General features: G+C 37.1%; 27 protein-coding genes. 21 read left to right on the top strand and 6 right to left on the bottom strand.

The window, feature by feature from the left end:
* Positions 1 to 73: 73 nt before the first annotated feature.
* Complete coding sequence (gene ligD / locus EI546_RS03815; RefSeq protein WP_128249300.1) at positions 74 to 2,785, bottom strand: DNA ligase D; 2,712 nt, start codon at positions 2,783 to 2,785, stop codon at positions 74 to 76.
* Between the two features lie 909 nt (positions 2,786 to 3,694).
* Between ligD and EI546_RS03810 the strand changes: the two genes are divergently transcribed.
* The 15 genes from EI546_RS03810 (at position 3,695) to EI546_RS03745 (ending at position 18,736) form a co-directional block, all read left to right on the top strand.
* Entirely contained in the window at positions 3,695 to 5,047 is a 1,353-nt protein-coding gene (locus EI546_RS03810; RefSeq protein WP_128249299.1) for an AraC family transcriptional regulator, read from the top strand.
* A gap of 764 nt (positions 5,048 to 5,811) precedes the next feature.
* Positions 5,812 to 6,468 carry a hypothetical protein gene (locus tag EI546_RS03805; RefSeq protein WP_128249298.1) on the top strand — a complete coding sequence of 219 codons (657 nt, stop codon included), beginning with the start codon at positions 5,812 to 5,814 and terminating at the stop codon, positions 6,466 to 6,468.
* A gap of 257 nt (positions 6,469 to 6,725) precedes the next feature.
* Complete coding sequence (locus EI546_RS03800) at positions 6,726 to 7,067, top strand: hypothetical protein (protein WP_128249297.1); 342 nt, start codon at positions 6,726 to 6,728, stop codon at positions 7,065 to 7,067.
* 190 nt (positions 7,068 to 7,257) lie between these two features.
* A complete protein-coding gene (locus EI546_RS16435; protein WP_240673152.1) occupies positions 7,258 to 7,581 on the top strand; it encodes a hypothetical protein in 324 nt (107 codons plus the stop codon).
* Between the two features lie 48 nt (positions 7,582 to 7,629).
* Positions 7,630 to 8,532 carry a hypothetical protein gene (locus EI546_RS03795; RefSeq protein WP_240673151.1) on the top strand — a complete coding sequence of 301 codons (903 nt, stop codon included), beginning with the start codon at positions 7,630 to 7,632 and terminating at the stop codon, positions 8,530 to 8,532.
* 361 nt (positions 8,533 to 8,893) lie between these two features.
* Positions 8,894 to 9,559, top strand: coding sequence for a MarR family winged helix-turn-helix transcriptional regulator (locus tag EI546_RS03790; RefSeq protein WP_128249296.1), 666 nt, complete (start codon positions 8,894 to 8,896; stop codon positions 9,557 to 9,559).
* A gap of 2 nt (positions 9,560 to 9,561) precedes the next feature.
* On the top strand, positions 9,562 to 11,055 hold the full coding sequence (locus EI546_RS03785; protein ID WP_128249295.1) for a phytoene desaturase family protein: 1,494 nt from the start codon (positions 9,562 to 9,564) through the stop codon (positions 11,053 to 11,055).
* Complete coding sequence (locus tag EI546_RS03780) at positions 11,039 to 11,875, top strand: phytoene/squalene synthase family protein (protein WP_128249294.1); 837 nt, start codon at positions 11,039 to 11,041, stop codon at positions 11,873 to 11,875. Before EI546_RS03785 ends, EI546_RS03780 begins: the two co-directional genes overlap by 17 nt.
* Positions 11,876 to 11,937: 62 nt before the next feature.
* Positions 11,938 to 12,324: a hypothetical protein gene (locus tag EI546_RS03775; protein WP_128249293.1), complete on the top strand. Its 387-nt coding sequence runs from the start codon at positions 11,938 to 11,940 to the stop codon at positions 12,322 to 12,324.
* A gap of 8 nt (positions 12,325 to 12,332) precedes the next feature.
* Positions 12,333 to 12,806: an SRPBCC family protein gene (locus tag EI546_RS03770; RefSeq protein WP_128249292.1), complete on the top strand. Its 474-nt coding sequence runs from the start codon at positions 12,333 to 12,335 to the stop codon at positions 12,804 to 12,806.
* The gene (locus EI546_RS03765; RefSeq protein ID WP_128249291.1) at positions 12,803 to 13,258 is read left to right on the top strand and encodes a sterol desaturase family protein; all 456 of its coding nucleotides are present in this window, start codon (positions 12,803 to 12,805) and stop codon (positions 13,256 to 13,258) included. Before EI546_RS03770 ends, EI546_RS03765 begins: the two co-directional genes overlap by 4 nt.
* Positions 13,258 to 13,983 (top strand): lycopene cyclase domain-containing protein, encoded by a 726-nt coding sequence (locus tag EI546_RS03760; protein ID WP_128249290.1) that lies wholly within the window; start codon positions 13,258 to 13,260, stop codon positions 13,981 to 13,983. The genes EI546_RS03765 and EI546_RS03760 overlap by 1 nt, the downstream gene beginning before the upstream one ends.
* A gap of 90 nt (positions 13,984 to 14,073) precedes the next feature.
* On the top strand, positions 14,074 to 14,757 hold the full coding sequence (locus EI546_RS03755) for an SDR family NAD(P)-dependent oxidoreductase (RefSeq protein WP_128249289.1): 684 nt from the start codon (positions 14,074 to 14,076) through the stop codon (positions 14,755 to 14,757).
* Positions 14,758 to 15,193: 436 nt separating this feature from the next.
* Positions 15,194 to 17,827 (top strand): TonB-dependent receptor, encoded by a 2,634-nt coding sequence (locus tag EI546_RS03750; protein WP_128249288.1) that lies wholly within the window; start codon positions 15,194 to 15,196, stop codon positions 17,825 to 17,827.
* Between the two features lie 576 nt (positions 17,828 to 18,403).
* The gene (locus tag EI546_RS03745; protein WP_128249287.1) at positions 18,404 to 18,736 is read left to right on the top strand and encodes a type I restriction enzyme HsdR N-terminal domain-containing protein; all 333 of its coding nucleotides are present in this window, start codon (positions 18,404 to 18,406) and stop codon (positions 18,734 to 18,736) included.
* Between the two features lie 424 nt (positions 18,737 to 19,160).
* Here the strand turns inward: EI546_RS03745 and EI546_RS03740 are convergent, their stop codons facing one another.
* Complete coding sequence (locus tag EI546_RS03740) at positions 19,161 to 19,355, bottom strand: hypothetical protein (RefSeq protein WP_128249286.1); 195 nt, start codon at positions 19,353 to 19,355, stop codon at positions 19,161 to 19,163.
* Positions 19,352 to 19,552: a hypothetical protein gene (locus EI546_RS16430; RefSeq protein WP_240673150.1), complete on the bottom strand. Its 201-nt coding sequence runs from the start codon at positions 19,550 to 19,552 to the stop codon at positions 19,352 to 19,354. The genes EI546_RS03740 and EI546_RS16430 overlap by 4 nt, the downstream gene beginning before the upstream one ends.
* 516 nt (positions 19,553 to 20,068) lie before the next feature.
* Here EI546_RS16430 and EI546_RS03730 point away from each other — a divergent pair.
* Together EI546_RS03730 and EI546_RS16425 are read left to right on the top strand one after the other, a co-directional pair.
* Positions 20,069 to 20,461, top strand: a complete 393-nt coding sequence (locus EI546_RS03730) for a hypothetical protein (RefSeq protein ID WP_128249285.1) — start codon at positions 20,069 to 20,071, stop codon at positions 20,459 to 20,461.
* 2 nt (positions 20,462 to 20,463) lie between these two features.
* Complete coding sequence (locus EI546_RS16425; RefSeq protein ID WP_240673149.1) at positions 20,464 to 20,718, top strand: hypothetical protein; 255 nt, start codon at positions 20,464 to 20,466, stop codon at positions 20,716 to 20,718.
* 221 nt (positions 20,719 to 20,939) lie between these two features.
* Here EI546_RS16425 and EI546_RS16570 read toward each other — a convergent pair whose 3' ends face one another.
* Positions 20,940 to 21,074, bottom strand: a complete 135-nt coding sequence (locus tag EI546_RS16570) for a hypothetical protein (RefSeq protein WP_262707641.1) — start codon at positions 21,072 to 21,074, stop codon at positions 20,940 to 20,942.
* Positions 21,075 to 21,111: 37 nt separating this feature from the next.
* Here EI546_RS16570 and EI546_RS16420 point away from each other — a divergent pair, with 37 nt between their 5' ends.
* The 4 genes from EI546_RS16420 to EI546_RS03710 all read left to right on the top strand — a co-directional run bounded on the left by EI546_RS16420 (position 21,112) and on the right by EI546_RS03710 (position 23,445).
* On the top strand, positions 21,112 to 21,726 hold the full coding sequence (locus EI546_RS16420; RefSeq protein ID WP_240673148.1) for a hypothetical protein: 615 nt from the start codon (positions 21,112 to 21,114) through the stop codon (positions 21,724 to 21,726).
* A 4-nt stretch (positions 21,727 to 21,730) separates the two neighbouring features.
* Positions 21,731 to 22,642: a hypothetical protein gene (locus EI546_RS03720; protein ID WP_128249284.1), complete on the top strand. Its 912-nt coding sequence runs from the start codon at positions 21,731 to 21,733 to the stop codon at positions 22,640 to 22,642.
* Between the two features lie 188 nt (positions 22,643 to 22,830).
* Entirely contained in the window at positions 22,831 to 23,046 is a 216-nt protein-coding gene (locus EI546_RS03715; protein WP_128249283.1) for a hypothetical protein, read from the top strand.
* Positions 23,047 to 23,094: 48 nt separating this feature from the next.
* Positions 23,095 to 23,445, top strand: a complete 351-nt coding sequence (locus EI546_RS03710) for a hypothetical protein (protein WP_205649755.1) — start codon at positions 23,095 to 23,097, stop codon at positions 23,443 to 23,445.
* Between the two features lie 224 nt (positions 23,446 to 23,669).
* Here the strand turns inward: EI546_RS03710 and EI546_RS03705 are convergent, their stop codons facing one another.
* Positions 23,670 to 24,233, bottom strand: a complete 564-nt coding sequence (locus tag EI546_RS03705) for a GNAT family N-acetyltransferase (protein WP_128249282.1) — start codon at positions 24,231 to 24,233, stop codon at positions 23,670 to 23,672.
* Between the two features lie 68 nt (positions 24,234 to 24,301).
* On the bottom strand, positions 24,302 to 24,505 hold the full coding sequence (locus EI546_RS03700; RefSeq protein ID WP_128249281.1) for a hypothetical protein: 204 nt from the start codon (positions 24,503 to 24,505) through the stop codon (positions 24,302 to 24,304).
* Between the last annotated feature and the right edge of the window lie 515 nt (positions 24,506 to 25,020).

Here is a 25,020-nt window from a genome sequence, read left to right as displayed (position 1 = left end):
ACTCTAAAATTTCAAATTTTAAATCTAAAACAATCCTACATGGTCAAAAGATTATTCTTGTTTTCAATATCCTCTATGAAATCTTTGATGCGTTTTTCAGTGCATCTTCCATATTGATTCCTTTTTTTAAGATGGGGCGGAATATATCTCCCTTTTCCCTTACTCGTGCCACGGAATTTTTTATATCAAAATCTTTCATTTTGAGTCCTTTTTTGATTTCTTCCCAATGCAGTGGCATAGAGACTGTTGCACCTACTTTTGGCCGTAATGAGTATGGGGCAGCAATGGTTGCCCCAGGGCGGTTTTGGAGATAATCAATATACATTTTTCCGTCGCGGTTCTTGGTATATCGTTCAATGCTGGTGAATTTTGGCAGTCTTTGTTGCACGATGCTGGCAATTAATTTTGCGAACATTTGGGATTCATCATACGTATAGTTTCCATCCAGTGGAATATAAATATGAATTCCCGTGGAACCAGATGTTTTCGCATAGCCGGGAACTTTCATCTCATCCAGTACTTTTTTCACTTCCTGCGCGGCTTCAATTACTTGATCAAAGGAAGTTTTTTCAGCGGGATCAAGATCGATTACACAATAATCGGGATTGTCAGGAGTGTGAATGGTGCTAAACCACGGATTCATTTCAATACAGCCCAAGGACGCAGCCCATAATAAGGTATCCTCCTTTTCGCCTACAAGAAATTCCTTGTCCTCTCCATCACTGGTAGTATATGGATACGTAATGGCCCAATCCGGCGCCTTTCCTTTTACATCTTTTTGATAGAAACTTTTTCCATGGATGCCATTCGGAAAACGATAAAGGGACAAAGGCCGGTCTTTTAAATAAGGGAGAATATATTCGGCTATCTGATAATAATAGTTGAACATGTCCCGCTTTGTATATCCTTCTTCTGGCCAATAAACCTTACTGAGGTTGGTAAATTTTAAATCGTGCCCGTTTATTTTCTTGACCTGGGTCTCCTCGGTGGGATTGAGTAAGGTCTGCCGTTTTTTGGCTTTGGGAATTTTGATTATTTTTTTCTGCTTCTTTGGCTTGTCGTCCTTTTCCTCGGCTACAACAGCTTCAGTATCCGATGCCGTTTCCCGAACAACATCCTTGGCCTTTTTGTCTGTACGCAATCCCTTAAAGGATGGATGTCGGAAAATACCGTCTTTGGTGATTTCGGCAAAACTTACCTCACATACCAAAGAGGGGGTAAGCCAGGTGGCTTTTGCCTTAGGTGGGTCCGGTCTAAATCGGGAAGCCTGATTTACATCGGGTTCGGTGGTAAACGGACTTTTGGAAGTAACCAAAGGCTTAAAAATCTCCATCATCTCTTTTTGCTTTTTCACCGTAAATCCCGTGCCTACTTTACCCACATATTGCAGTTTTGCCTTTTCGTAAACTCCCAAAAGGAGCGAGCTAAAAGGTTTAGGCGAATCTTCATTTTTGGTATATCCTCCTATTACTACTTCTTGCCTTAGATTCGCTTTTACTTTTAACCAATCCTTGGACCGATTGCCTGGGGAATACCTACTGTTTTTTCTTTTGGCCATAATGCCTTCCAGCTTCATTTCCTTAGCAGTTTCAAAAAATTCTATACCATTGGTAATAAAGGCTTCGCTGTTATGGATATGGTCATCATCGGTAGGTAAAATAGCTTTTAAAACTTCCTGTCGCTCGTTCAAGGGAAGATCCATAATGTTTTTGCCATCGAACCATAACAGGTCAAAAACATAATACACCAAATTGCCATCGGCTTCGCTTCGCCAATTCTGTAAGGCACTAAAGTCCGCCTTGCCATCTTTGCCTATAACCACTATTTCACCATCTAGGACCGCATCCTTGTTCCATTTTTCCAGGGCAGCGGTGATAGGGTAATATTTTTCCGAAAAGGATTTATTATTTCTTGAAGATAGATTTACATCCCCATTATGAATATAAGCCACCGAGCGGTATCCATCCCATTTAACTTCATTACTCCAATCAGGATCGTCAAAAGGTTCATCTACCAAGGTGGCCAGCATAGGCTTGATGGATTTTGGAAATTTGGCCTTCTTGGCTTTTTTTAGAATAGTGTCAATTTCCTTTGTTGAGTCCTCTTTTGCCTCATTATCTTTATTTTTTGAATCTTCTTTGGGGATTTTATCTTTTTTAGTGGAAGCTTTAGATTCCTTTTTCTTGGATTGCCCTAGAATATTGGTACTCGTTTCCGCAACCTGGTCGATGGTTTTTTTGGAGATTACGGATTTGTCTTTTTTGGTGATATCTTCTTCCAAAGCATATTTATCCTTCAGTTTCATCAGGAGCCAACCATTTTCTCCCCGTCCGTGGACTTTTACAAGGGCGTATTCCCCTTTAAGCTTTTTGCCTTTAAGTATAAACTTCAGCTTCCCGCTTTCCAGCTCTTTAAGAAGATGCTTGTCTTTTTCCTCCTTGGTCTTCCCGTCAAAATCCGCGGGCTCGTAGGTGCCTTCGTCCCATACTATCACCGTTCCCCCGCCGTATTCTCCCTGCGGAATTATACCTTCAAAGTTGCGGTAGTCATAGGGATGGTCCTCCACCATCATGGCAAGGCGCTTTACTTGCGGATCGGTAGATGGCCCTTTCGGCACTGCCCAGCTTTTTAGCACCCCTTCCATTTCCAATCGGAAGTCATAATGTAAATGCGAAGCGGCGTGTTTTTGAACTACAAAACGCAATACATCCTTCTCACTCTTCCCGCCGAACGGTTCTGGGGTTATCTTCGGATCTCTCTTTTTTTTGTATTTATCTAAAGCCATAATTCTCAATTTTTTAGATGGTTGGTCCTTTGTATCTGGAAGTTAGAAGTTAGAGGTTGGAAGTTAGATGTTATAGCCTGTAAGTTGGAGACTCGAAATTAAAACTAGCAACCTTAAACATACTATTCATGATCAAGGAACTTATAACCTTTATCCGCGAATGGCCGCCTGCCGGAAAGCAGGTTTGGCTTAGGCGGCAGAGTATTTTACTACGAATTTATTGATAAATCCCAACAGCCCCTATGGAGTATTGAATTTTTTAACATTTATGCCGGTGTTGGGTTATCGTATGGTTAATTTTTTTAATGGGAGGGAGGCACAGGAATTTCTGAAATTCTAATATTGATGTCCTCGAAGAGACCGAGATCTTACTATTGAAAAAAGAAGATTTTGAAGTATCCGCAAAACGATTCCGGACTTCAATGGTTTGGTCTATAAAACACTAAAAGGAAATTGCTTGATATTGCAGGATCGTATCCATTTCAACATATCATTATCTGCCAAAGACAAATACAAAGACTTTACCGAAATATTCTACCATTTCCAATAGTGGGTCGCTACATATAGATTGCTAATGGTATTCGGTTTGTTTCTTATTTAAATAATGTGGAAAGGGCTCTCTTTCTCTGCATCCACAAAGTAGGCAGTTAGGGGAAAATAGATCTTTTTGTTAACCTAAGAACATTCCCCTCGTTTAAGACCCAAAAATAATTTACATCAACATTCCCATACATTCTTTTCTCTTGGTTACCTCCAATGATTTATTTCTGAATTCGTATATTTAATTCTGAGAATCCCAAAAAAATTTCGATCATTAAAAATTTTATAACTCCTCTATTAATATTTTGTCTTCATGTTAAACCATTACATGCCGAAATTTCTATCCTTCAAGATAGGCTATTCCCAACAATGATTGTTGCCACCGATCAAAGTGCGTACGATCATATCAAAGAAGCACAAATTCTTATAGATTTGGGAGAGTATGATAAAAGTATTACTTATCTGAACATTATATCCCAACGCTACCAAGGTAACACTCCAGAGGTTGAAGCCCGGATTCTGGGAGGGCTGGCTCGTAATTATTTAAATTTAGGTTTGTATATGAAAGCCGTGCAGTTTTGGGAAAAGGCCATTACTCTTATAGAAGCCCAGCATGAAAATTTATATCTGGAAGCGGTCTTCAGGAACAATATTTCCTTGGCATATATACATTTAAATGAAATGGGTAAAGCAACGGAGAATCTACTCCAATCGTTAAAGGGTTACCCCCTGCCGGAAACCTATCAAAAGCTTTCGGAATTGGCTTTGGATACGGATATGGATTTTAAAAAATCAAGTTTTTATTTAAGTGAAGGGACAGCACTTATAAATAATAAGGAGCTGGAAATTAGGTATTTACTTTCCGAACAGCAGACCCGAGAATTAAATCTTGCCTATATCACGGAAGGTTATGCATACCATTACTATATGATGCAGGATTTTGATGCGTCTTTGGAGAAATATCACGAAGTCTTGGTTATTGCAGAGAAATTGAAGAGAGTGCAATTAAGGGCTGAAACATTGAAACAACTTGGTTTTATTTATAAAAAGATGGGATATGCAGAAAAGGCAAACAGCTATTTTGCCGATCATATTCGACTAAATGATAGTTTGAGGGTTATCATGAACAATAGTTTGAGCATTCCCATCCACGAATTTATTAAAGATGAAGAACGGCCTGCTAAATATTCGCTTATTTTGAGTAAAAAGTATTTGGTTTGGGGATCAATAATACTGACCGTAATTGCTCTGGTTTTTTATTTTAACCACAGGAGAAGACGCCTTAAAATAGTAAAAGAAACAGTAAAACTCGAAGTAGGAAATAATGCAGGCAAGAATAATTCAACTGAAGTTTTTCTATCAGATGAAACCGAAAAGGAACTTGTTCAAAAACTGGAAGAATTTGAAAAATCGGATGAATATTTAAGAAAAGACATTTCATATTCGAGTTTGGTTTCGTTATTGAATACCAATGAAAAATATTTAAGACAGATTCTTAAGCGAAATAAGAATACTGATTATAATAACTATATAAATGAGCTCCGGGTTGGCTATATTCTTAATAAGTTAAAATCTGATCCAGAATATAAAAACTATAAAATAAGCTATCTGGCAGAGGAAACCGGTTTTTCCTCCCATAGTAAATTTACTTCTAATTTTAAACAAGTTGTCGGCCAAACCCCTTCTGAGTTTATTCATAGCATTAGAAATAGAGGGAATTAACGTTATTCTCCTATGGCTTAAGTTTAGGGATCTGTATTGTACAGGGATAGGGGAGATGTTATCCTCCTTCCTTCTTGGGGTTAGCGTAGGATTATTAAATGGTAGTTTAAGTTAAAAGGCAGCCTTTAGTATTTGATTACATTTTTTACCCATTGTTTTCTTTTTTAATTGTCAATTTCCTAAAAAATATAAAAGTCACCTCGTTCTATTTTTTTAAATCCTCAATTTAGGTGTCCGAAATGACATTATTCGAGGTTTTTGCTATTCTCAAGCTTTATTGAGTCAGGATAGGGGAGGGTCTGTCGGTGCCCGCTCTGAGCGCATTCGAAGGGGTTTGTACAATGCAAAAGAGAATAGCTTCAATCAATTTTAAATCTCGAGGTTTTTTAAAATTTATTTAGGATAGGGTTAGGCGCAAAGTCCACAGAGTAAAACCTCTGAGAACTCTGTGTCTTCATAGTGTTCATTGTGGTTAAGGTTTCAGCCCCATTTAGAATCATTTTATCCCCAGAAATAATGTAAACTCTTAAACTTTTAAACCCTCATTAATTATTTAGGAATCACGTCTTAAGTCCTGAGTCTTATTGCAGCGCGGTCTTACATCTTAATCGGACACTACCAATTTGAAATATACAAAAGCGCAAACTACTACGAGGTTCGTTACCAATGAAGTAAGATGGTGTGCTATTTGATATACCACTAACAAATTAAAAAAAAGGATAGCTAGCCTGGTATATCCCTTGTCTAACCGACATATTAACGGTATGATGAATACTAAATCAATAGGACCTTTTATTAAAATATTAGCTTCGATAATATTTATCCTTTCAATTTTTAGTTGTAAAAATATTGATCAGAAACATATAAAGAAAATCGAAAAGAACTTTGGACTTTATGAAGATGAAAGCGACAGTATTGCGGTTGAACTAAAACTGAGCGAATTTAATAACTGGAAAGAATTACTCGAAAGAACAGAACAAATTGTTTGCAATGATAGCGTTCCCAAAATAACTATTGAAAATGATTCTGTTATAAAAAGAGTTTATTTGAGAAATCCCTGTTTGAAAGGATTGTCTTGTATTTTAATAAGAGAAAAAAATATTATCGAAATTCATAATGACACTATAAATAAATCGTACGAAAATTTTTATGCATTAGATAGTTTAGAGAATGTATTACGGAGAGATATAGAAAACAATGGAAAATATCCAAAATTTAGTGACAGTCCTGACAAATTACTAATCTATATTTCGTACGACGAAGATGGAGTTGCAAAATTGCCCCAAATCCTAAGCCGACTAACCGAGGCATTGGAGAATGTTACAAACCGTAGTGATTTAAAAATATGGCTAAGTAGAAAATTTCCCGTCCCGCCACCGCCACCACCTGCAAATCTAAACACCAATCCTGATGGCTGGTAGAAGGAATCGCAATAGCGTACTCACCTAAAAATAAAGCCTTTCTTGAAAATTTTTTAATTACAAATCAAAATATATGAAACAATTAATCGTCGCAAACAAAACGGATTAACTCGAAACAACTTGACCCTAACGCAAAACGTTTTTTTATGTTATAAAATCTAAAATTAGCTATTAAAGGAATGTTAGATTTTTAAAATGTGTTCTACAATGATATAAATTTATGGAAAGAAAAATTATTAACCATAAAACTAAATGTTATGAGTACTAACGAAAGAAATTCGCAAGAACAGGAAAGACAAGGTCAAAGACAGGATCAAGGACAGAGTCAAAGACAAGATCATAATCAAGATCACAGCAATTCGGGACAAGCAAGTTCCCAATCCAATGGACCCACTTCCCAGACCTCCCACAATCCGAAGTCACAAAGCAGTGATCAAAAAAATTGGGATGCCAATCCAGGCCATCAGGAGAGTGATTCACAAAATCAGCAATATAACCGAGGTGACGGTCCGCAAAACTATGACAGGCAAAACCCTGGTGAAAACCAGAGAAACCAAGATCCCACAAGAAGAGGTGAAAATTGGGATGAGGAAGAATAGGAATACTGTGAATAATGGTTTGATACCTGAAATTCAAGAAAACCGTTCCATTAAATCAATGGGGCGGTTTTTTTATTATTTGGATTAAAATAATTTTATAATGGAGTTCGATGATAAAAAGGTGAATATGGTTTTTCAATTTCATTTTAAAGAATATTATTAAATTGTAAACCTTATCATATTGCCCTATATGAAGAAAATTATTCTCATAATCCTCAGTGCTATAGTATTCGTAATTCTAATTATTTATATTTCTATTTGGAGTTCTCCCGCGAAGGCTGAGTCGCAGATTCTGGTAAATGCTGATAATATTGAAAGCACTGATTTTAAGAAATTGGATTCTGTAAGTATCGCCGTAACGACAATGTACGAGGCGAATATTCTCAAAAAAATGATCCAAGGGGAGCAATATCGGGCAGAATGGAGTGTTCCGGTTAAGGTTCCCGTTGTTTACCTTGATACTCTAAAGGGTGGACTAGCCATCATTAAAGAAGGTGGCGGCCATCAGACCTAATCACTGCGATTAGAAAATCCTGATAGGGTTTATTATACCTTGCGCAGTGTGGGTAAAAATCCTCAACCGCTGGTACCCGAATTTGCCAAAACCTTTGGTGTCGAAAATATTATTACCGACGGCATCTCAGCCCAGCATCCTTACGGAGCAATGGTAGTCGCAAAAATGGCTGAAAAAGTTTCCATTTTACATACCCATCCTATCTTGGTTTTTGGCCCCAAACAAGATAGGCTTGGGAAATATAGTGCGAAATATGGCAACAAACTTTACTGGTTGGAGTATGAGACCGAAAGTCCGGTAAATTGGACCCATTACAAAAATGTCACCGAAATTCTGGACACTGAAAATTTGCAGGAAATGAAGACCGAATTGGGCGATAAACTCCATATCGATAAGGAAATTTTGGTTCGCAACCGTCTATTCGATTTGGTAATTGGCGACTGGGACAGGCATGCCAAACAATGGGGCTGGGTGGTTCAAAACGAAGGTGATGCTTATAAAGCCATACCATTGGCGGGAGATAGGGACAATGCTTTTTTTACGCTGGATGGTTTAATCCCGAAAGTGGTTTCTTCCAAAAATATCCAGCCCCGTCTTAGGTCTTTTGAGGAGGAAATAGAATATATCCCCGGTTTGGTCTATCCATTTGACCGTTATTTTTTACTCAATACTCCAACAGAAGTCTTTAAAGAGCAAGCAAGATTTATCCAGGAAACCTTAACCGATGATGCTATTCAGAATGCCTTGAATACTTGGCCCATAATCATCTACCAATTGCACGGAAATGAGATCAGGGACAAACTAATTGCCCGCCGCAATCAATTAGTTGACTATGCGATAGCCTTTAAGGAAGAAATAGATAAGCAAGGAATTTTGGCCGAGCCGTTAAAAGGGTCAGAAGATGCAAAGATTTCTGGAGATTTAAGGGCGTGTTTTGAGTGTCCGATGTAGTTGGTAGTGCTCAATGTTCAGTGATAAAGGCTCTTAAAAAGTAGTAGTTTGCAGTAGCAGTATTCAGTGAATTTTATATTCATTTTCATTTACATCTTCGATTTCCACTCATAACTCATAAATCATAACTCATAACTCATAACTCAAAGGGCAATCAAGATTGAATTCATCTTCATCTTCAGCTTCAACTTAATTTTCGATTTCGTTTTCGATTTCGTTTTCGATTTCGTTTTCGATTTCGTTTTCGATTTCGTTTTCGTTCAAGAAATTAATTGAAAAATTTAGTATATTTTTATACTATTGAATTCAAATAATAGTATATTTGTACACTAATTAACCAATCTTTATAAAACAATCCGTTATGAAATATGATTTGATTAATGAAGTCCTCAAATTGGTTCAGGAATTTGAGCGCCAAATTCAAAATGGATTTCAATATAGCAATGATGTAGAGGGATTTAAAGAATGGATTGCCGTGTCTGTAAATTCAACAAAAGCTAAGATAGAACCCGCTTGGGAAGCGAAAGAATATGGGCGCAGCCCAGAAAGCGTTATTAATACGCTTATAGTGCATATGAACCGATATGCAAGAAGTTATTCAAAAGCAGCAATTTATGATTCCGATTTTTCTACGCAAGAGGATTTTATTTATCTTATCAATTTAAAAGCATTTGGGGCCATGACCAAGATGGAGTTGATAAAGAAGAATGTTCACGAAAAGTCCGTGGGTATCCAAATTATAAATCGTTTGATAAAACAAGGCTGGGTGGTCCAAACCGATTCCAAGCAGGATAAACGCAGTAAGCTAGTAGCAATTACTAAAAAGGGACTGAAGGCGTTGGAAAATTTAATGGACAAAGTGAGAAAAGCTTCCGAAATTGTAGTCGGGGATTTAAATCACGACGAAAAAATGGAGCTCATTCGATTATTGAATAAGTTGAACGACTTCCATAACCCAATCTATCTAAAAAATCTTGACTCTTCCGAATTATTGGATGAGGTTATACAAGAAATGGAGAACAAATAAAAATGAAAAAGAAAATAGCAATAATAGGATCTGGATTTTCTGGTATTTCTGCAGCAGCCTATGCGGCAAAAGCGGGGAATGAAGTGCATGTTTTCGAAAAGCATGACCAACCCGGTGGCAGAGCAAGACAGTTTTCTACCGATAATGGCTATGTTTTCGATATGGGACCCAGTTGGTATTGGATGCCCGATATTATGGAAAGCTTTTTTGCTGATTTCGATGCCAAAACTTCAGATTATTTTGAATTGGTTTCCTTAAATCCACAGTTCGAAATGATATTTAAGGAAGAAAATATTTCTATTCCTGAATCTTATGGAGATCTGAAAAAATTATTTGAGTCTTTAGAACCTGGCGCTGGAAAGCAGTTGGATAAGTTTATGGATTCTGCCCGGTTTAAATACGAAGTGGGAATGCAGGATTTTGTGAGTAAACCCTGCCATAACTGGTGGGAGTTTGTATCCCCCAAGATTGCTGGTAGCGCTATAAAATTAGATTTGCTCAGCAATTTTAGAAGTTATGTCAGTAAATATTTTAAAAATCCAAAGTTGCGGACGCTTATGGAATTTCCAGTAATATTTCTCGGAGCTTCCCCAAAAAATATTCCAGCCCTTTATAGCCTAATGAACTTCGGTGGTTATGCTTTGGGCACCTGGTATCCAATGGGTGGTTTTCATCAATTGGTTCAGGGAATGAAAGACGTTGCGGAAAAACAGGGCGCCACTTTTCATTTTAACCATACTCTAGAGAAAATAAACACAAAAGATGGAAAAGTGACCTCCTTGATAATAAATGGAGAGACGCAAATTTTTGATGCCGTAATTGCTTCCTCAGATTATCACCATACCGAAACCTTACTGTCTGAAGACAAAAGAAATTATACCGAAACTTATTGGAAAGAGCGGACTTTTGCACCTTCCTGCTTGATTTATTATTTAGGTATCAATATGAAAATCCCTAATTTAAAACACCATACTTTATTTTTCGAAAATGATCTGGATGCGCATATAGACAGTATTTATGGGGATAAGAAGTGGCCTGAAAAGCCGTTGTTTTATGTCTGTGCACCTTCCAAAACGGATTCAACTGTTGCGCCCAAAAATTGTGAGAATTTATTTTTGTTGATGCCATTGGCAACTGGAATAAGCGATGACGAAGCAACAAGAGAAATTTATTTAAAGGAAATGTTGACGCGTATTGAAACACATACTGGAATGAATGATATCTGCTCAAACATTGAATATAAAAAAAGCTACTGTGTAAGTGATTTTATCCACGATTATAATGCGTATCAAGGAAATGCTTATGGACTCGCAAATACATTGTCCCAAACGGCTGTATTAAAACCTAAAATCAGAAATAAAAAAATAACAAACTTATTTTATACCGGTCAGTTAACTGTTCCCGGACCTGGAGTTCCGCCATCCATTATCTCAGGAAAAATAGTAGCTAAAGAAGTAAATAACCTAATGAAACAAACCTATGAAAAAGCTGTTTGACGAACTGTCCTACGATGTAAGCAAGAGCACCACAAAAAAGTATAGCACCAGTTTTTCTTTGGGAATTCTAGCATTAAAGCCTTCCATCCGTCCTGCCATTTATGCTATTTATGGCTATGTGCGATTGGCAGATGAAATTGTGGATAGCTTCCACGATTACAATAAAGATGTTTTACTGGAAAGGTTCAGAACTGAAACCGATTTAGCTTTGGACGAAGGTATTTCGCTGAATCCCATCTTACAATCCTTTCAGGATACGGTAAAGGCTTATCAGATTGACAGGGAATTAATTTATCAGTTTTTAAACAGCATGCAAATGGATTTAAAACCGGTAGATTACAATTCTGAATTGTACGATGAATATATTTACGGCTCTGCGGAAGTGGTCGGGCTTATGTGTTTGCAAGTGTTTACGGAAGGTAATAAGCAACAATATGAAGATCTTAAACCTTATGCCAGAAAATTGGGGTCCGCTTTTCAAAAACTTAATTTTCTAAGAGACCTTAAAGATGATTATCAATATCTGGGCAGAACCTATTTTCCCGAAATAGAAATGAGTGTATTTTCAAATGAAGTAAAAGCTGAAATTGAAAAAGGAATAGAACAAGAATTTAGGGAGGCGCTGATCGGGATTAAATTATTGCCCATTTCTTCCAAATTCGGAGTGTATATGGCTTATAGATATTACCTATCATTGTTTCATAAAATACAAAGAAAAAACGCCCAAAATATTTTAAATCAGCGCATTCGAATTCCGAATAGTTTAAAATTTGTTGTGATGCTAAAGAGTTATGTGCGTTATAAAACCGCCTTTTTATGAAACACCCGTTTATACTTATCTTTCTTTTTTTCATTGGCTCTTTCGCAGTTAAATCTCAGAACATGGATTTAGAATTTATACGTTCAAATTATGAAAATGCGGTTAAGGATAAAGAGCTTTGCCGCGGAATGATGGACGCTTTGACGGCGGAGAAGGATGAACCGGTTTACTTAGCTTATCTAAGTGGCTTGCAAACGTTATGGGCAAACCACACGATAAATCCCATAGCCAAATGGGATACTTTTAAAAAAGGAACCACAAATCTCGATAGAGCAGTAACTATGGCTCCGAATAACTTGGAAATTAGATTTATACGCTTATCAGTTCAAAAAAACGCGCCTAGGTTTTTAGGTTATTATAAAGAAATAGAAACAGATGAGGCAGTTATTGAACATTATAAAGACGAAATAGAATCGCTTTCATTATTACGACTGATCAATAAAATTTAAGGATTATAATGAGATATCAGCTTCATACTGCACAACAATTGAATTGTGATTTAGACACGGCGTGGAATTTTTTTTCCTCTCCATTTAATCTCTCTAAAATCACACCCAAGGAGATGAATTTTGTTGTAAAATCCGAAATAAAGGAAGATGAAATCTACGAAGGAATGGAGATTGCTTACACGGTTTCTCCTGTTTTAAATATTCCTATGAAATGGAAAACAATCATCACGGAAGTGAGTTATAAAAAGAGCTTTACCGATTTTCAGAAAAAAGGTCCTTACAAATATTGGAACCATCAGCACGTATTTCGTCCAAATGAGGGGGGAGTTTTAATGATGGATACAGTAGATTATGAATTACCTCTTGGATTTTTGGGCAGAATAGCGCACAAGATATTTGTAAAAAAGAAGCTAAATAGTATTTTCGATTACCGTTATAAAGTTTTGGAAGAACGGTTTAACGATTTAAAGAACGAGAAATGAACTTTCTGATAGTCATAGTAGTTTTTATAGCAATGGAAGGGGCCACTTGGGTTATCCATAAATATGTGATGCACGGCTTTTTATGGGTGCTACATCGCGATCACCACGATCATAGCACTGATGGACCCTTGGAAAGAAACGATTTGTTCTTTGTAATTTTTGCCATTCCAGCCATTCTTTTGTTTTACTTAGGTGTACAGCAAGGAGTCAATTACCTATTCTATATAGGTTTGGGCATTACACTGTATGGCATGGCCTATTTTATGGTACACGACATTTTTATACACCAACGCGCCAAGGTTATTAAAAAAACTGAAAATCCCTATTTGCTCGCTATCCGAAGGGCCCATAAACAGCACCATAAACATCTTGGGAAGGAAGAGGGAGAATGTTTCGGATTTCTATGGGTTCCTATAAAATATTTTAAAATGTATTTTAATAAAAACAAATAATGCTTCAATCGAGTACCTATTTACTTGTTAATTTCTTCGCAGTAATTATTTGTTTTATTGCTTCATTTGATAAGAGGGTCCAATTTTATAAATACTTTGGAATCTTTCTTATATCCAGTACCATTGTGGCCATTCCGTTTATTGCCTGGGATGTTTGGTTCACGGATATGGGAGTTTGGTGGTTTAATACGGATTATACTACAGGTCTTATTATCGCAGGTTTGCCTATTGAAGAATGGATGTTCTTTTACTGTATCCCTTTTGCCTGCATATTTACATATTACTGTTTAGATAGGTTTTTCGATCTTAGCTGGGCAAATGTTTTCAATAATGTAATTGTTTTTATAACAACCATTGTTTGTGTGGTTGCAGCTCTGCTATACCACGATAAAATATACACTTTTGTTACCGCATTGGTTACTTTAGGTGCAATTTTGTATTTGCATTTTATCGCAAAAAGGGATTGGTTGGGCCAGGCCTCATTTGTTTTTATAATCCTGATGATTCCATTTTTTCTTGTGAACGGAGTTCTGACCGGCTCTGGCATTGAAACTCCTATAGTTAATTACAATTCACAGCATTTTTTAAATGTTCGTATGCTCACCGTGCCAATAGAAGATGCTGTTTATGGCTATAGCCAGTTTATGCTGAATGTTTATTTTTTCACTTTACTTAAGAAGAAATATTCGGATAAGAAGGAAATTAAGTCGGCACTAACTGAATAGTTTACGGCTCTTTGTGTATTTATTTAATGTAGCAATCGATATCGAAGTTTCAGTTTTTCACTAAATCCAAAACCCAAAAAAAGTAGAGGAATGAAAAAAGTTATAATCATAGGTGGAAGTAGAGGGATTGGCCGTGCGATAATTAAAACCTTGGTTATTGACTGCGAAATCATCAATATAAGCCGAACCCCTGCGGACATTGAAAATGACAATCTAACCCAATACCAATGTGATGTTTTGGAAGATGATCTGCCTGAAATTTCGGAGGCAGACACCTTGATCTATTGTCCTGGCAGCATCAATTTAAAACCTATTTCGCGATTAAGTATTGACGTCTTTCAGAATGATTTCAATATTAATGTTTTGGGTGCTGTTAAGGTTATTCATAAATATCTTCCATTATTAAAGAAAGGTTCAAATTCTTCAATATTACTTTTCAGCACCGTTGCCGTAAAATTGGGGATGCCTTTCCACGCAAGTATTGCAACCGCGAAAGGGGGAGTGGAAGGTCTTGTAAAATCCCTAGGAGCAGAGTTAGCTCCTACAATAAGAGTGAATGCCATAGCTCCAACGGTTACAGATACAGGTTTGGCAGCGAACCTATTGAGAAATGACCAAATGAAAGAGAAAATGATTGAAAGACATCCTTTAAAAAAATATTTAGATCCCCAAGAAGTGGCAGAAATGGCTGCATTTTTAATTTCAGATAAAGCCGCCTCTATCTCAGGACAAATTTTTAGCATGGGTTGCGGAATTGTAACGCTTAAACTTTAATCTTTTTAAGTCTTTTTTATTCCAGAAATAAATCTTAGCAAATAGAAAAAAGTAGCCGTTGTCAGTGGCAGTATCCTGTGAATTCCAGTTTCAACTTCATCTTCAACCCAACTTCCACTTCCTCTTTCATTATTCCATGTAGCTTCTTAGCGCGAGGGAGCACAGGAGTGGAGAGGTAGAGGTAATCCATTTCAATAAATTTCAACTTTATTTTCACTTTATCTTTCACTTCATCTTCTCCCCATAGTCTATCCGGATCATCCTTCAACCCGCCTAATAATAGAAAATTCTGAATTCTTAATTCTCAATTCATAATTCTGAATTCTGAATTGATAAATCTGAATTGATTTCCGTCTAATTTTATCTTCGATTTTTTATCCGTTTTATAATTAAGATTGTACTTTTGTCGAAAATTTCAAAACCTTAACTTTTAATTATGAAAAAAATTTTAGTGCTTGTTTTTTTGATGGTCGGATTAGCTACGTTCGCCCAAAGAACAGTTACCGGGACCGTAGTTGATTCGGATGGGCGGATGCCTCTTTCTGGAGCCAACGTGATTGAGGTAGGAACACAAAATGGATCTATTACCGACTTTGACGGTAATTTTATTTTGGAAGCCAAAGCCAATTCTGGGACGCTTTCTATTTCGTACATTGGATATGATGAAAAGAAAGTTTCATTTACCATCGTTAATGGCAAGGCAGAACTAGGAACCATCGCATTAAACGTTGATGCCGATGCACTTTCAGAAGTTGTACTTGTAGGAAAGGGTGTTATCGATTTGGCTGCGGATAGACAAACTCCCATAGCTGTTTCTACCATCACTTCACAGGAAATTCAATCCAAAGCAGTGGGTAACGTAGAATTTCCAGAGGTTATAAAAAGTACTCCTAGCGTTTATGTCAGCAATCAATCGGGAGGTTTTGGTGATTCTCAAATGTTTCTAAGAGGTTTTGACCAAACCAACACAGCTTTCCTTTTAAACGGTCAGCCCATTAATGGTATGGAAGACGGTAAGGTTTATTGGTCCAACTGGTCCGGAATGTCCGACGTTGCAAACGTGGTTCAGGTACAAAGAGGATTAGGATCTTCAAAACTGGCTATTTCTTCTGTAGGAGGTACTGTAAACATCGTTTCACGTGCTGCTGGAAGAAAACAAGGTGGTTTCGCACGTCTTATGACAGGTAACGATAGCTACCTAAAAGGAACTCTTAGCTACGATTCAGGTCTAAAAGGCAAGTGGGCTTATTCTTTCTTGTTAGACCACTGGCAAGCGCATAGAAAATATGCTGACGGAACTGCGGGTGAAGGCCAGAACTATTTTATTGGAATTGGATTTGTACCAAATGAAAAGCACTCATTCAATTTCCTATTGACAGGTGCACCACAGTTTCACGATCAGAACTTTTCAAAGAAATTGGAGGTTTATGATGAATACGGAAGAAGGTACAATGACAACTCTGGATTTTACCACGGTGAAAGATATACTTTGAGAAGAAACTATTATCACAAGCCTATTGCCAACCTTAACTGGGATTGGAACATTAGTGAAAAGACCAATCTTTCCTCCGTTCTTTATGCCTCTTGGGGTAGAGGTGGTGGTACAGGTCCTGCAGGTAGTAGCCGAAATATAGTAAGGGATGACAATGGAAGTGTTGACTTTGACGCTATTGAAGAAAATAACATTGCCTCGGCCGAAAACGGAATTGGAAGCTATGGTCGGGGTTCTTTGGTACGAAGAATGTCGGTAAACAATCATAACTGGTACGGTTTCCTTACCAACCTTCAAAGTGGGGCAGGTGACAATTTCACGTATAACGTTGGATTGGATACTCGTTTTTATACCGGTAACCACTGGTACCAAATGAACGATCTTCTTGGGTTGTCCGGTTATGCCGACGATCGTGGATACGGTGGAATGAGAGGCCCGGATTACGTAATTTCCGAGACTTTTAAAGCTAATCCTTGGTCGGCATTGTTCAACTCTGCTAGTGAAGGACAGCGTTTTAATTATGACTACACCGAATTTATAAATTACCTTGGTGGATTTGGTCAGGCAGAATATAAGCTTGATAATTTCTCAGCCTTTGTTCAGGGAGCTGTTTCTACACAAAGCTACCAGAGAGAAGGACGTGCTACAGGTTCTGAAATAGAAGGTGTAAACGGTCTGGGTAAATCTGATAAGGTGAACAAAACCGGTTATAACATTAAAGGAGGATTAGGTTATACCTTTATTGAAGGTAACACGCTTTTCGTAAACGCCGGACATTATTCCCGTCAGCCTTTCTTGGATAACATTTTTTCCGATATCAGAAACTCCAATTACATTCTTTCTGGAGATAATGCTATTGACAACGAAGAAATTACCGGAATAGAGGGAGGTTATAAGTTAAGAAGTGGAAACTTTAGTTTAGATCTTAATGGTTATTATACTAAATGGGGAAATAGATTCCTTAGCGGTGGGTTTATACAAGGAAATCCTGATAGCCCAGATCCAGTTCAACAAGTTGATAGATATCAGCGATTCACCAACATTACACAAGTTCATACTGGATTTGAGTATGAAGCGAAATACAGATATTCCAGTGAATTTATGTTTAGAGCTTTTGGAAGCATCGGAAACTGGAAATATGATGGATCTTCTCCTTTTCAAACCAGAGAGGACCAGACCAACGTTGTTTTGGAAGAAGGTGAAGTTGACCTAACTGGTACTAAAGTTGGAAACGCACCACAAACCTCTTTCGGTTTTGGATTTAAGTACAATATTGTTGGCGGTCTTAGCATTGATGCCGACTATAATATCTATACGGATTTGTACGGCTTGGTTGATGCTAAGGATGTTACAAAGTCTGCAATTAAAGGTGAAGTTTATCAAGCAGAGCGTTTGCCCGCTTATAGCTTGCTAGATGCCGGTATTACCTACCAATTTGACTTTGGAGGGCAGAACTTTACCATTCGCGCCAACTGTTATAACGCGACCAATGAAGTATATCTAGGTCAAAAAGATGCTTACGGTTATTACTACGGAAATGGTAGAACCTGGAACGCAAGCCTAAAATATAGCTTCTAACAATAAAATATTCAGTAGATTTCTGCTGAACTGTAAAAAGCCGTCCCAAATACGAATTGGGACGGTTTTTTTATGAGTAGTTTGTGGAATGAGAGTATAGTGATGCGAGGGTTAAGAATACAGTGTGCTCAGTTTTCAGCGGTAAGTATTCAGTATTAGTATTCAGTGTTGAGTTTGGGTTGTATTGGCAGTTTACAGTTGGAGTAAGTGGTTACTGATATGTATAAATATTGAAAGGACAGGGTGTTGAGGGTAGAGAATATTCAGCTTTCAATTAAAATCCAATTTAATGGATGGTTAGCATCAGAAATCATGGTTGGCTGTTAGAAATTTGGAGTATGTGCTTTTACAAGACTTCCATTGCGATCAATAATATCTTCTCTGAAATGTTAAAAAATACCTAAGAGAATCTTATATTTGGAATTCGATACAACTTTATCCTTAATCTGGAATCCCGTAAAGAATAGACCATGTTTTGAGTTATTTTTGGGGAATAAGATCACGAAATATTCAATTTAAATAAATACCAGCTATCTCAGAAGATACTCAATAGCTCAACCTAAAGAAATTAATAAAATGGAGAAATGGAATGAACTCTGTTATATTCTATCCGAAAATCTACCAACTAATACTAGCGAGCAATTATTCGAATTAAAAGTAATTCGTTCCTTTGAAAAATTGGGATGGAGCGAATACAACAATGAAATTATCGTGAGGGAAAGTATTCAATTGGGCGCATCCAACAGAATCAGTCCAGATTTGGTTTTTCGTTCAGCTGAGAAAGGGAATCTTTTTATTGTTGAGGTTAAAAAACCGTCAGTAGAGATCGAAAGTTCAATCTATCAAGGACAGCTTTCATCTTATTTGGTCATAATGAGGGTGGATTTTGGATTGTTGATTGGGAGTTAATTATATTGAGACTGCATAACCCCGCCTGCACCTCCTAAGCCACCCATCATTTCCGTAGCGATAACAGCTCCCATAATCCCGGAATTGCTATTTGAAAATTCATCAACAGCATCTTTTGCAACGTCAAATGCTTTTTCTTGTTGCCAGGTATAACCATCAATGGAATTGTGCGCTTTGTCTTGAAATCGCTTCCAAAACCTTTCTTCCTGCCTCTGTTAAACTGTCAACTTCTATAAATGTAACATAAAACTTTGTAAGTTCCAGGCCCAGATTTTCCCAAAAGGGGAGCAGTATTGTTCTAAGATTTTCCGAGATGTCATCCAAATGGGCCGAAATCTGTTTTAGAGATAGTTGTCTTTCTATAGTTTTTTTTACGCTTCAATCGATATCCCAGTTCCATCATAAGTTCTATAAACTGATCCCTTCACATAAAGTCGGGCTTAAGTGTATAGTACATTCTATCCATCCCATAACCTGAATGGTACTCACGCAGTTCGTCTGCTTCAAGAACCAGCTGTGCTGTTTTGTTATCAAAAATCTTTTGCCTAGTGTCGTACTGGGCAACGGCCTGCTTGCTCAGACCAGCTTCTTTATAAAGACTGTTCAGGGAAAAACTCATTTTTTGTTTGCTTTCCCGGAACCAGTTGTTTGTGGGGTGCCGAAGTTTTTTTTAATGTCGATGTCAAGTTCATCCTTGGCGATCTCCATCATCTTCTCAAGATAATCGATCATTATCTGCTTTCTGCCTACAGTGCGCTCAAGCTCCTTTACACGGGCCTCGAGCTCCTTCATTTTTTGGTTGCTGCTGTCTTTCATCTCTATAATTTTAAATCCTTGTTCGTTAAAGGTAGAGAATTTGTAGATCCAACCATAGATCGTATGGTTTCCAACCCATTAAACTTCTCTAATTGGGGTACGCTAAACTTACCACTCTCTCAAAATCTGCAATAATCCTTTTCTTAAATTCAATTGAGTATTTACGCTGCTTGCGAATACTTCGTACATTTGCTTTCATAGTTTTCCACTCTTTAAATGGTCAACCTATATCAGGGACGTACACATTGAACGCTCCCACTTCTTGTCAAGTTCTAAGATAGCAGAATTTCAGGCGACCTCTTCCACGATTATAAGAGAAATTTTTTCCAGTGGTTTTTTGGTCCTTTGTCTTATTAAATTGTTTACTGTCCCCAGAATTCCCGATTCCCCCGAGCTTATTTAATTTTAAATTTAAATTTCATTTTTCTAAAAATAATGGCCGATATGGTTTTCCGTAAAGATTATATAAATGGTTGATTTAGATTTGCTTTGTTAGAACTTTAACCATATTTAATTATGATAACAGCAGAACTAAAAAGTCATTTTTTAAGATTGTACCAAATAGCATTTTCGGATGATAACTTCGATGTCCTGGAATTGCAAATGCTATATAAGTTTGCCGAGGAACGAGGCTTCACCCCCGAGCAATTGAATGAAGTTTTATTAAATCCTTCACACGATTCTACCATCCCCGATTCTTTGGAAAAAAGGGTCGAATATCTATATGACTTAGCGGTTATGATTTGGGCTGATAAAAAGGTTACTGATGATGAATATATCACCTTGAAAAAATATTGCAGAAAGTTTGAGTTTTTGGAAGAGAACATTACCGGACTGGCGGATTATTTATTGGAAAGTGCCAAGGAAGGTCTACCAAAAGATGAAATCATTAATAATATCAATTCATAATTATGGCAGCAATCAACAAATTATTTAAGCTAAAAACCAAAGTAGCTCCTAAACCAGTAGAGGATGAAACTGAGGATGCGAGAGAGCAAATTAGAATTACTTATTACCAAAGTGGTTATGGTGCATCTAAGAAAGCTAATGGAAATCCAACCACATTTGGGGTTGCCTTGAATAATCTTTACAATAGTTTTGAGGAGCTTTGCAGGAAACAGCTGAATGAGCAGAGACGATTAAAGCAACCTTATATAGAGGAGTAAGAAAGGCAGCGTACTTCATTAAAAAAGAAAGAAACTGCACTCTCTATTTATGAAGAAACAACTAAAAAGATCGAAAGGGAAATTGAAGGACATAGGTTTGAAATAGTCGACATAAAGCAGAATCCGGATAAATATGGGATAGATGCCAATAAGAGGCCACAAGCCCAATTTTACATAGGCCTGTTCCTTTTACTGCCAATAACAATTTATCTTTTTGTTTTTTATATATCTGCATCATACTCCGCATTTTTTAAGGATTTTGAAACAGGTAGTTTAACCGCAGCAATTTTTGATGCTGATGCACTGGGTAAGGCTATAAATGACGGTTGGCTGGAGGCTGTTTTTGTCGGTACCATTCCCTTTGTTTTCATGGGATTGGGTTATTTAGTTCACATGTTTCAAAAAACAAAGGGATGGTTGGCAATTGTAAAGCTCGTGTTTTTATTTGTTCTTACCTTCCTGTTCGACGTGATTCTTGCCTATTTAATTGAAAAGAAAATCTTTTTGTTTAATGCCGTTTTGGGAGATAAATTCACTCCCACAGACGCTGTACAAAGTGTCAATTTTTGGGGAATAATTTTCGCGGGTTTTATCGTGTACGTTATTTGGGGCCTCGTCTTTGATTTCGTTATGAAGGAATATGAAAACGTCGATAAAATTAAGTCGTTTATAAGAGGCAAGCAGGCAGAGATAAAGAATGCGATTCAAAAAAAGACCGACTTGAATACCCAGATGGAAGAAGTAAGGAAAGACATTACCACTATCAATGGTGTTATCTCTGAACTTCAATCAAAAATTGATGGCTTCATTTTCCCTGTAAAGGAATATCTCTTGTATCATTATCAGTATGTTGAAGGATGGTATCAATCCATAAATGCTGAGCTGAAATTCCCTCAAAATCATTTGGATCAATTGCACCAAGAGTGTGAAATAATCGCTGAAAAACACCTTCAAGTACTAAATCTAAATGGGATGGACTATCAAAACTTGGTGTTTACAAAAAATTAAAAATATGAAAAATCTATATATTCAGTGTATTGTGTTTTTGGCAGTGCTTTCAATATTTTCGTGCAAGGAAGATAAAAAAGAAAACGAAAAGACTCCTGGACCCGCAAATACAAGTGTGATAAAAAAAGCTGGAGACGCCAATTTAAATATTAGTTTTCTCTTGGACCTCTCAGATAGAATCGACCCTAAGAAATATCCAAATAAGTCAATGGAGTTTTATGAGCGGGATGTTGCCTATATAAAATCTGTTTCGGAGGCCTTTGATACGCATATGCGAAATAAAAAGGTAAGAGAGATGAACGATCAAATCCAAGTGTTTTTTGACCCCGAACCTCAAAATAATAACGTCAATGCTATTTCCAGAAATCTTAAATTTTTAATCAATAGACAAAATGCCTCCTTGGAACTTCTGGATGAAATTAAGAACACCTATGCATCCAAACCATTGGAAATATACGACCTTGCTATAAATGACAATAATTTTATTGGTTCTGATACTTGGAGGTTTTTTAAGGATAAAGTAAAAGATTACTCTATTGAAGAGGACCATAGAAATATACTGGTGATTTTTACCGATGGATATATCTATCATGAGAATACCAAAATGAAGGAAGGAAATAAGACCTCCTATATCACCCCCCAGGTTATCCGCAACTATGGCCTAAACACGAAGGCCTGGCAAGAGAAAATGGATAAAAATGAGTACGGATACATTCCGGCTACCACAAATCTCCACAATTTGGAAGTTCTTGTCTTGGGTATTAATCCAGACCCCAAAAACCCATATGAAAAAGAGGTTATTATGAAATATTGGACTGACTGGTTTGAAGCGATGGAGGTAGGTAGATATGAAATTAAAACTGCTGACTTACCATCGGACTTAGATAAAATTATTAAAACATTTATACTAAAATGATATTCGAGAGGAGGGAAAATCAGGTCTTGATTTGCCATTATTTTTTGGAAATTCTAGTTTTGATAAGTTAAGGTCGGCCTTACCTTGTCCAGGTTTAAATTATGAGTGAGTGGAAAATAAATGGGCGGCGTACCGTCTGTTTCAGCATTTGCTAAAACACTAAAGAGAACAATTATAAGGATACAATAATGAAAAATACAATCTTTCTGGTTGTATTTATCTCATTCGCTATTTCTGCGATGAGTCAAAATATCGCTAAATTCAGAACACAGGAAATCCCGATAAAACTTTTGGATTATAACGGTAATTGGGGAGAATGGGGTGATTGGGAAAAATCGTCTTTTCTTATCATCCACAATTTAGATGATGAAAGAATAACTATTTATGGAGGCCATCTTGAATAGTAATATCAATCCACCTTGGAGTCCTACTCTTCGCCTAGAATTGATATAGTGGAATGGGAACCAACAAAGGATCATAACGTTCGGATTCTAAATGACACAATTGATTTATACCGCTATTACGATCTCACTGTTCAGGCTGAATTTTTATATGACTGCGTGGCGGAAACCATTGAAAAAATAATACCTGCCGAATTGGATTACTTGGGGAAATACGATCGACTGGCCCATTATATAAACAGTAATTTCTCCTTGCCAGACACTAAAGTCGACTTACTTATCAAGGTTCTAGATCAGAATAAGGGGATACTTTCAAAGAATAAAAGTGAAAAGGAGTTTGATGATTTTACTGAGGAAGAGGTTTTGGGAATTGAAGAGCGTTTTCGGGCTATTTTTGGATAGGTTTTGGGGTGGCCCATCGGCTCCCTTTGACTCCCTTTATCTCCGTTCAGGGACTACGGTTTGGGTCGTTTCTTTATAGGGAGTTGAAAAATAATTTAAGTTGTAGGGAACGCGAGGGGACTCGCGCACCTGCGAGGAGTTAATTACCAAGGAACGCGAGAGGACTCGCGCACGAGCGGGGTATCATGATTAAAATATTAAATTAAAGAAAGGCAAGTAAAAACCTATATATTTTCTTGCCACTCCCAAATCACCACATTCCAATGATTGTCTGATGAGTCGGTATAAGAATGTATAATTTCATATCCCACTTTTTGATGTGCTCTTAAAGAACGTTTATTACTGGATTCAATTTCTGTAATAGAAAAATCGTAACGATCAGAAAAAGCGGTTTTGTATTGATGAAATAATCCTTCAATCAATCCCTGCCCACGATAATCCTTGTGCACACAGGCTTGTCCCACGACCATATAATTAAAATCGGCAATTGATTTTCCTCGATAAGGAATTTTTTTAAATTCATCAAACATCGGATAAATCAAAGGAATATCAAATCGAGATTTTTTGGTCATTGCCAATACATATCCAACCACTTTACCATTTTCTTTTGCCACTATATGCGGCTCAATGTTGGTTAAGCCAATAAGCGTTTCCCAATCGTGATCTACCGTAACAAAGCCATCCATTTCCGCCTCTTCTTTGGAAAGGTTCTTCTTTAAATTGTCTTTTTGCAAGTTTAGTATTGCGTGTAAATCTTCTTTTTTGTCTGTCGTTTCGAAAGTTATCATAATTAATATATGTGAAATGAGGTTTTAATGCCGGTCTTATTGTGTTCAATATTATAATATTTTTAAACCTATCCAACTTTCTCCACATAGTCCCCGCTCCCGTGCGTCCCGAGACCTTCGGGAGCAACACTTGGTTTTCCAAGCTGTGAGGCAGTAGCCGCGGTCACAAACTCTTGCCTTAAATAACTTAATGTATGACCTCTATCCGTAATTGTCTTGGGATTCGTTGATTTTGGTTTTGTTGATTTTGGATTTGAGAATCGTAAATTCATTTTTAAAAATTTACTTTTCCAATCATTAGCGTCCTAAATGTTTTTACTTAATCTCTGCAAAACACCTCATTTTATTAATATTACTGGAGGTTTAATGTGTTAAGGGGTTGAAAATTAAATGTCAAATCGGCCTATCGAAAATTTATCGTAAAACCCGCCTGCGGAACGGGAAGGTTTCAAATGGACCACAAAATTTATTTAAGACAGGATTGTTTTCGAATCCTTAATCCCTAACCACTTATAATTTATTTCTCTTCGCTTTTATTTCTTAAATCTTGTATACCCATTTATCAGTTGCCGGCATTTATCAGTTGGTATCCGGATTTCCTTTAGGGTTTCCTCAGCTATAGATCTAAACTGTAAATGAATCTGCATTTACGAAGGAACGCGAGGGGACTCGCGCACTAGCGGGGGGAGTTATGTCACCTTAAATTACTACCTCAAAAATATCGTTTTCTGCAACATCTACCACAACAGAATCTCCGATCTGAATCCTGAATTTGTAATGCCTATGA

This window comes from Aequorivita sp. H23M31 (assembly GCF_004022485.1).
Lineage (GTDB): Bacteria > Bacteroidota > Bacteroidia > Flavobacteriales > Flavobacteriaceae > Aequorivita > Aequorivita ciconiae.
Note: the sequence above shows the minus strand (reverse complement) of the source record. Positions and strands in the feature narration are given on the sequence as shown.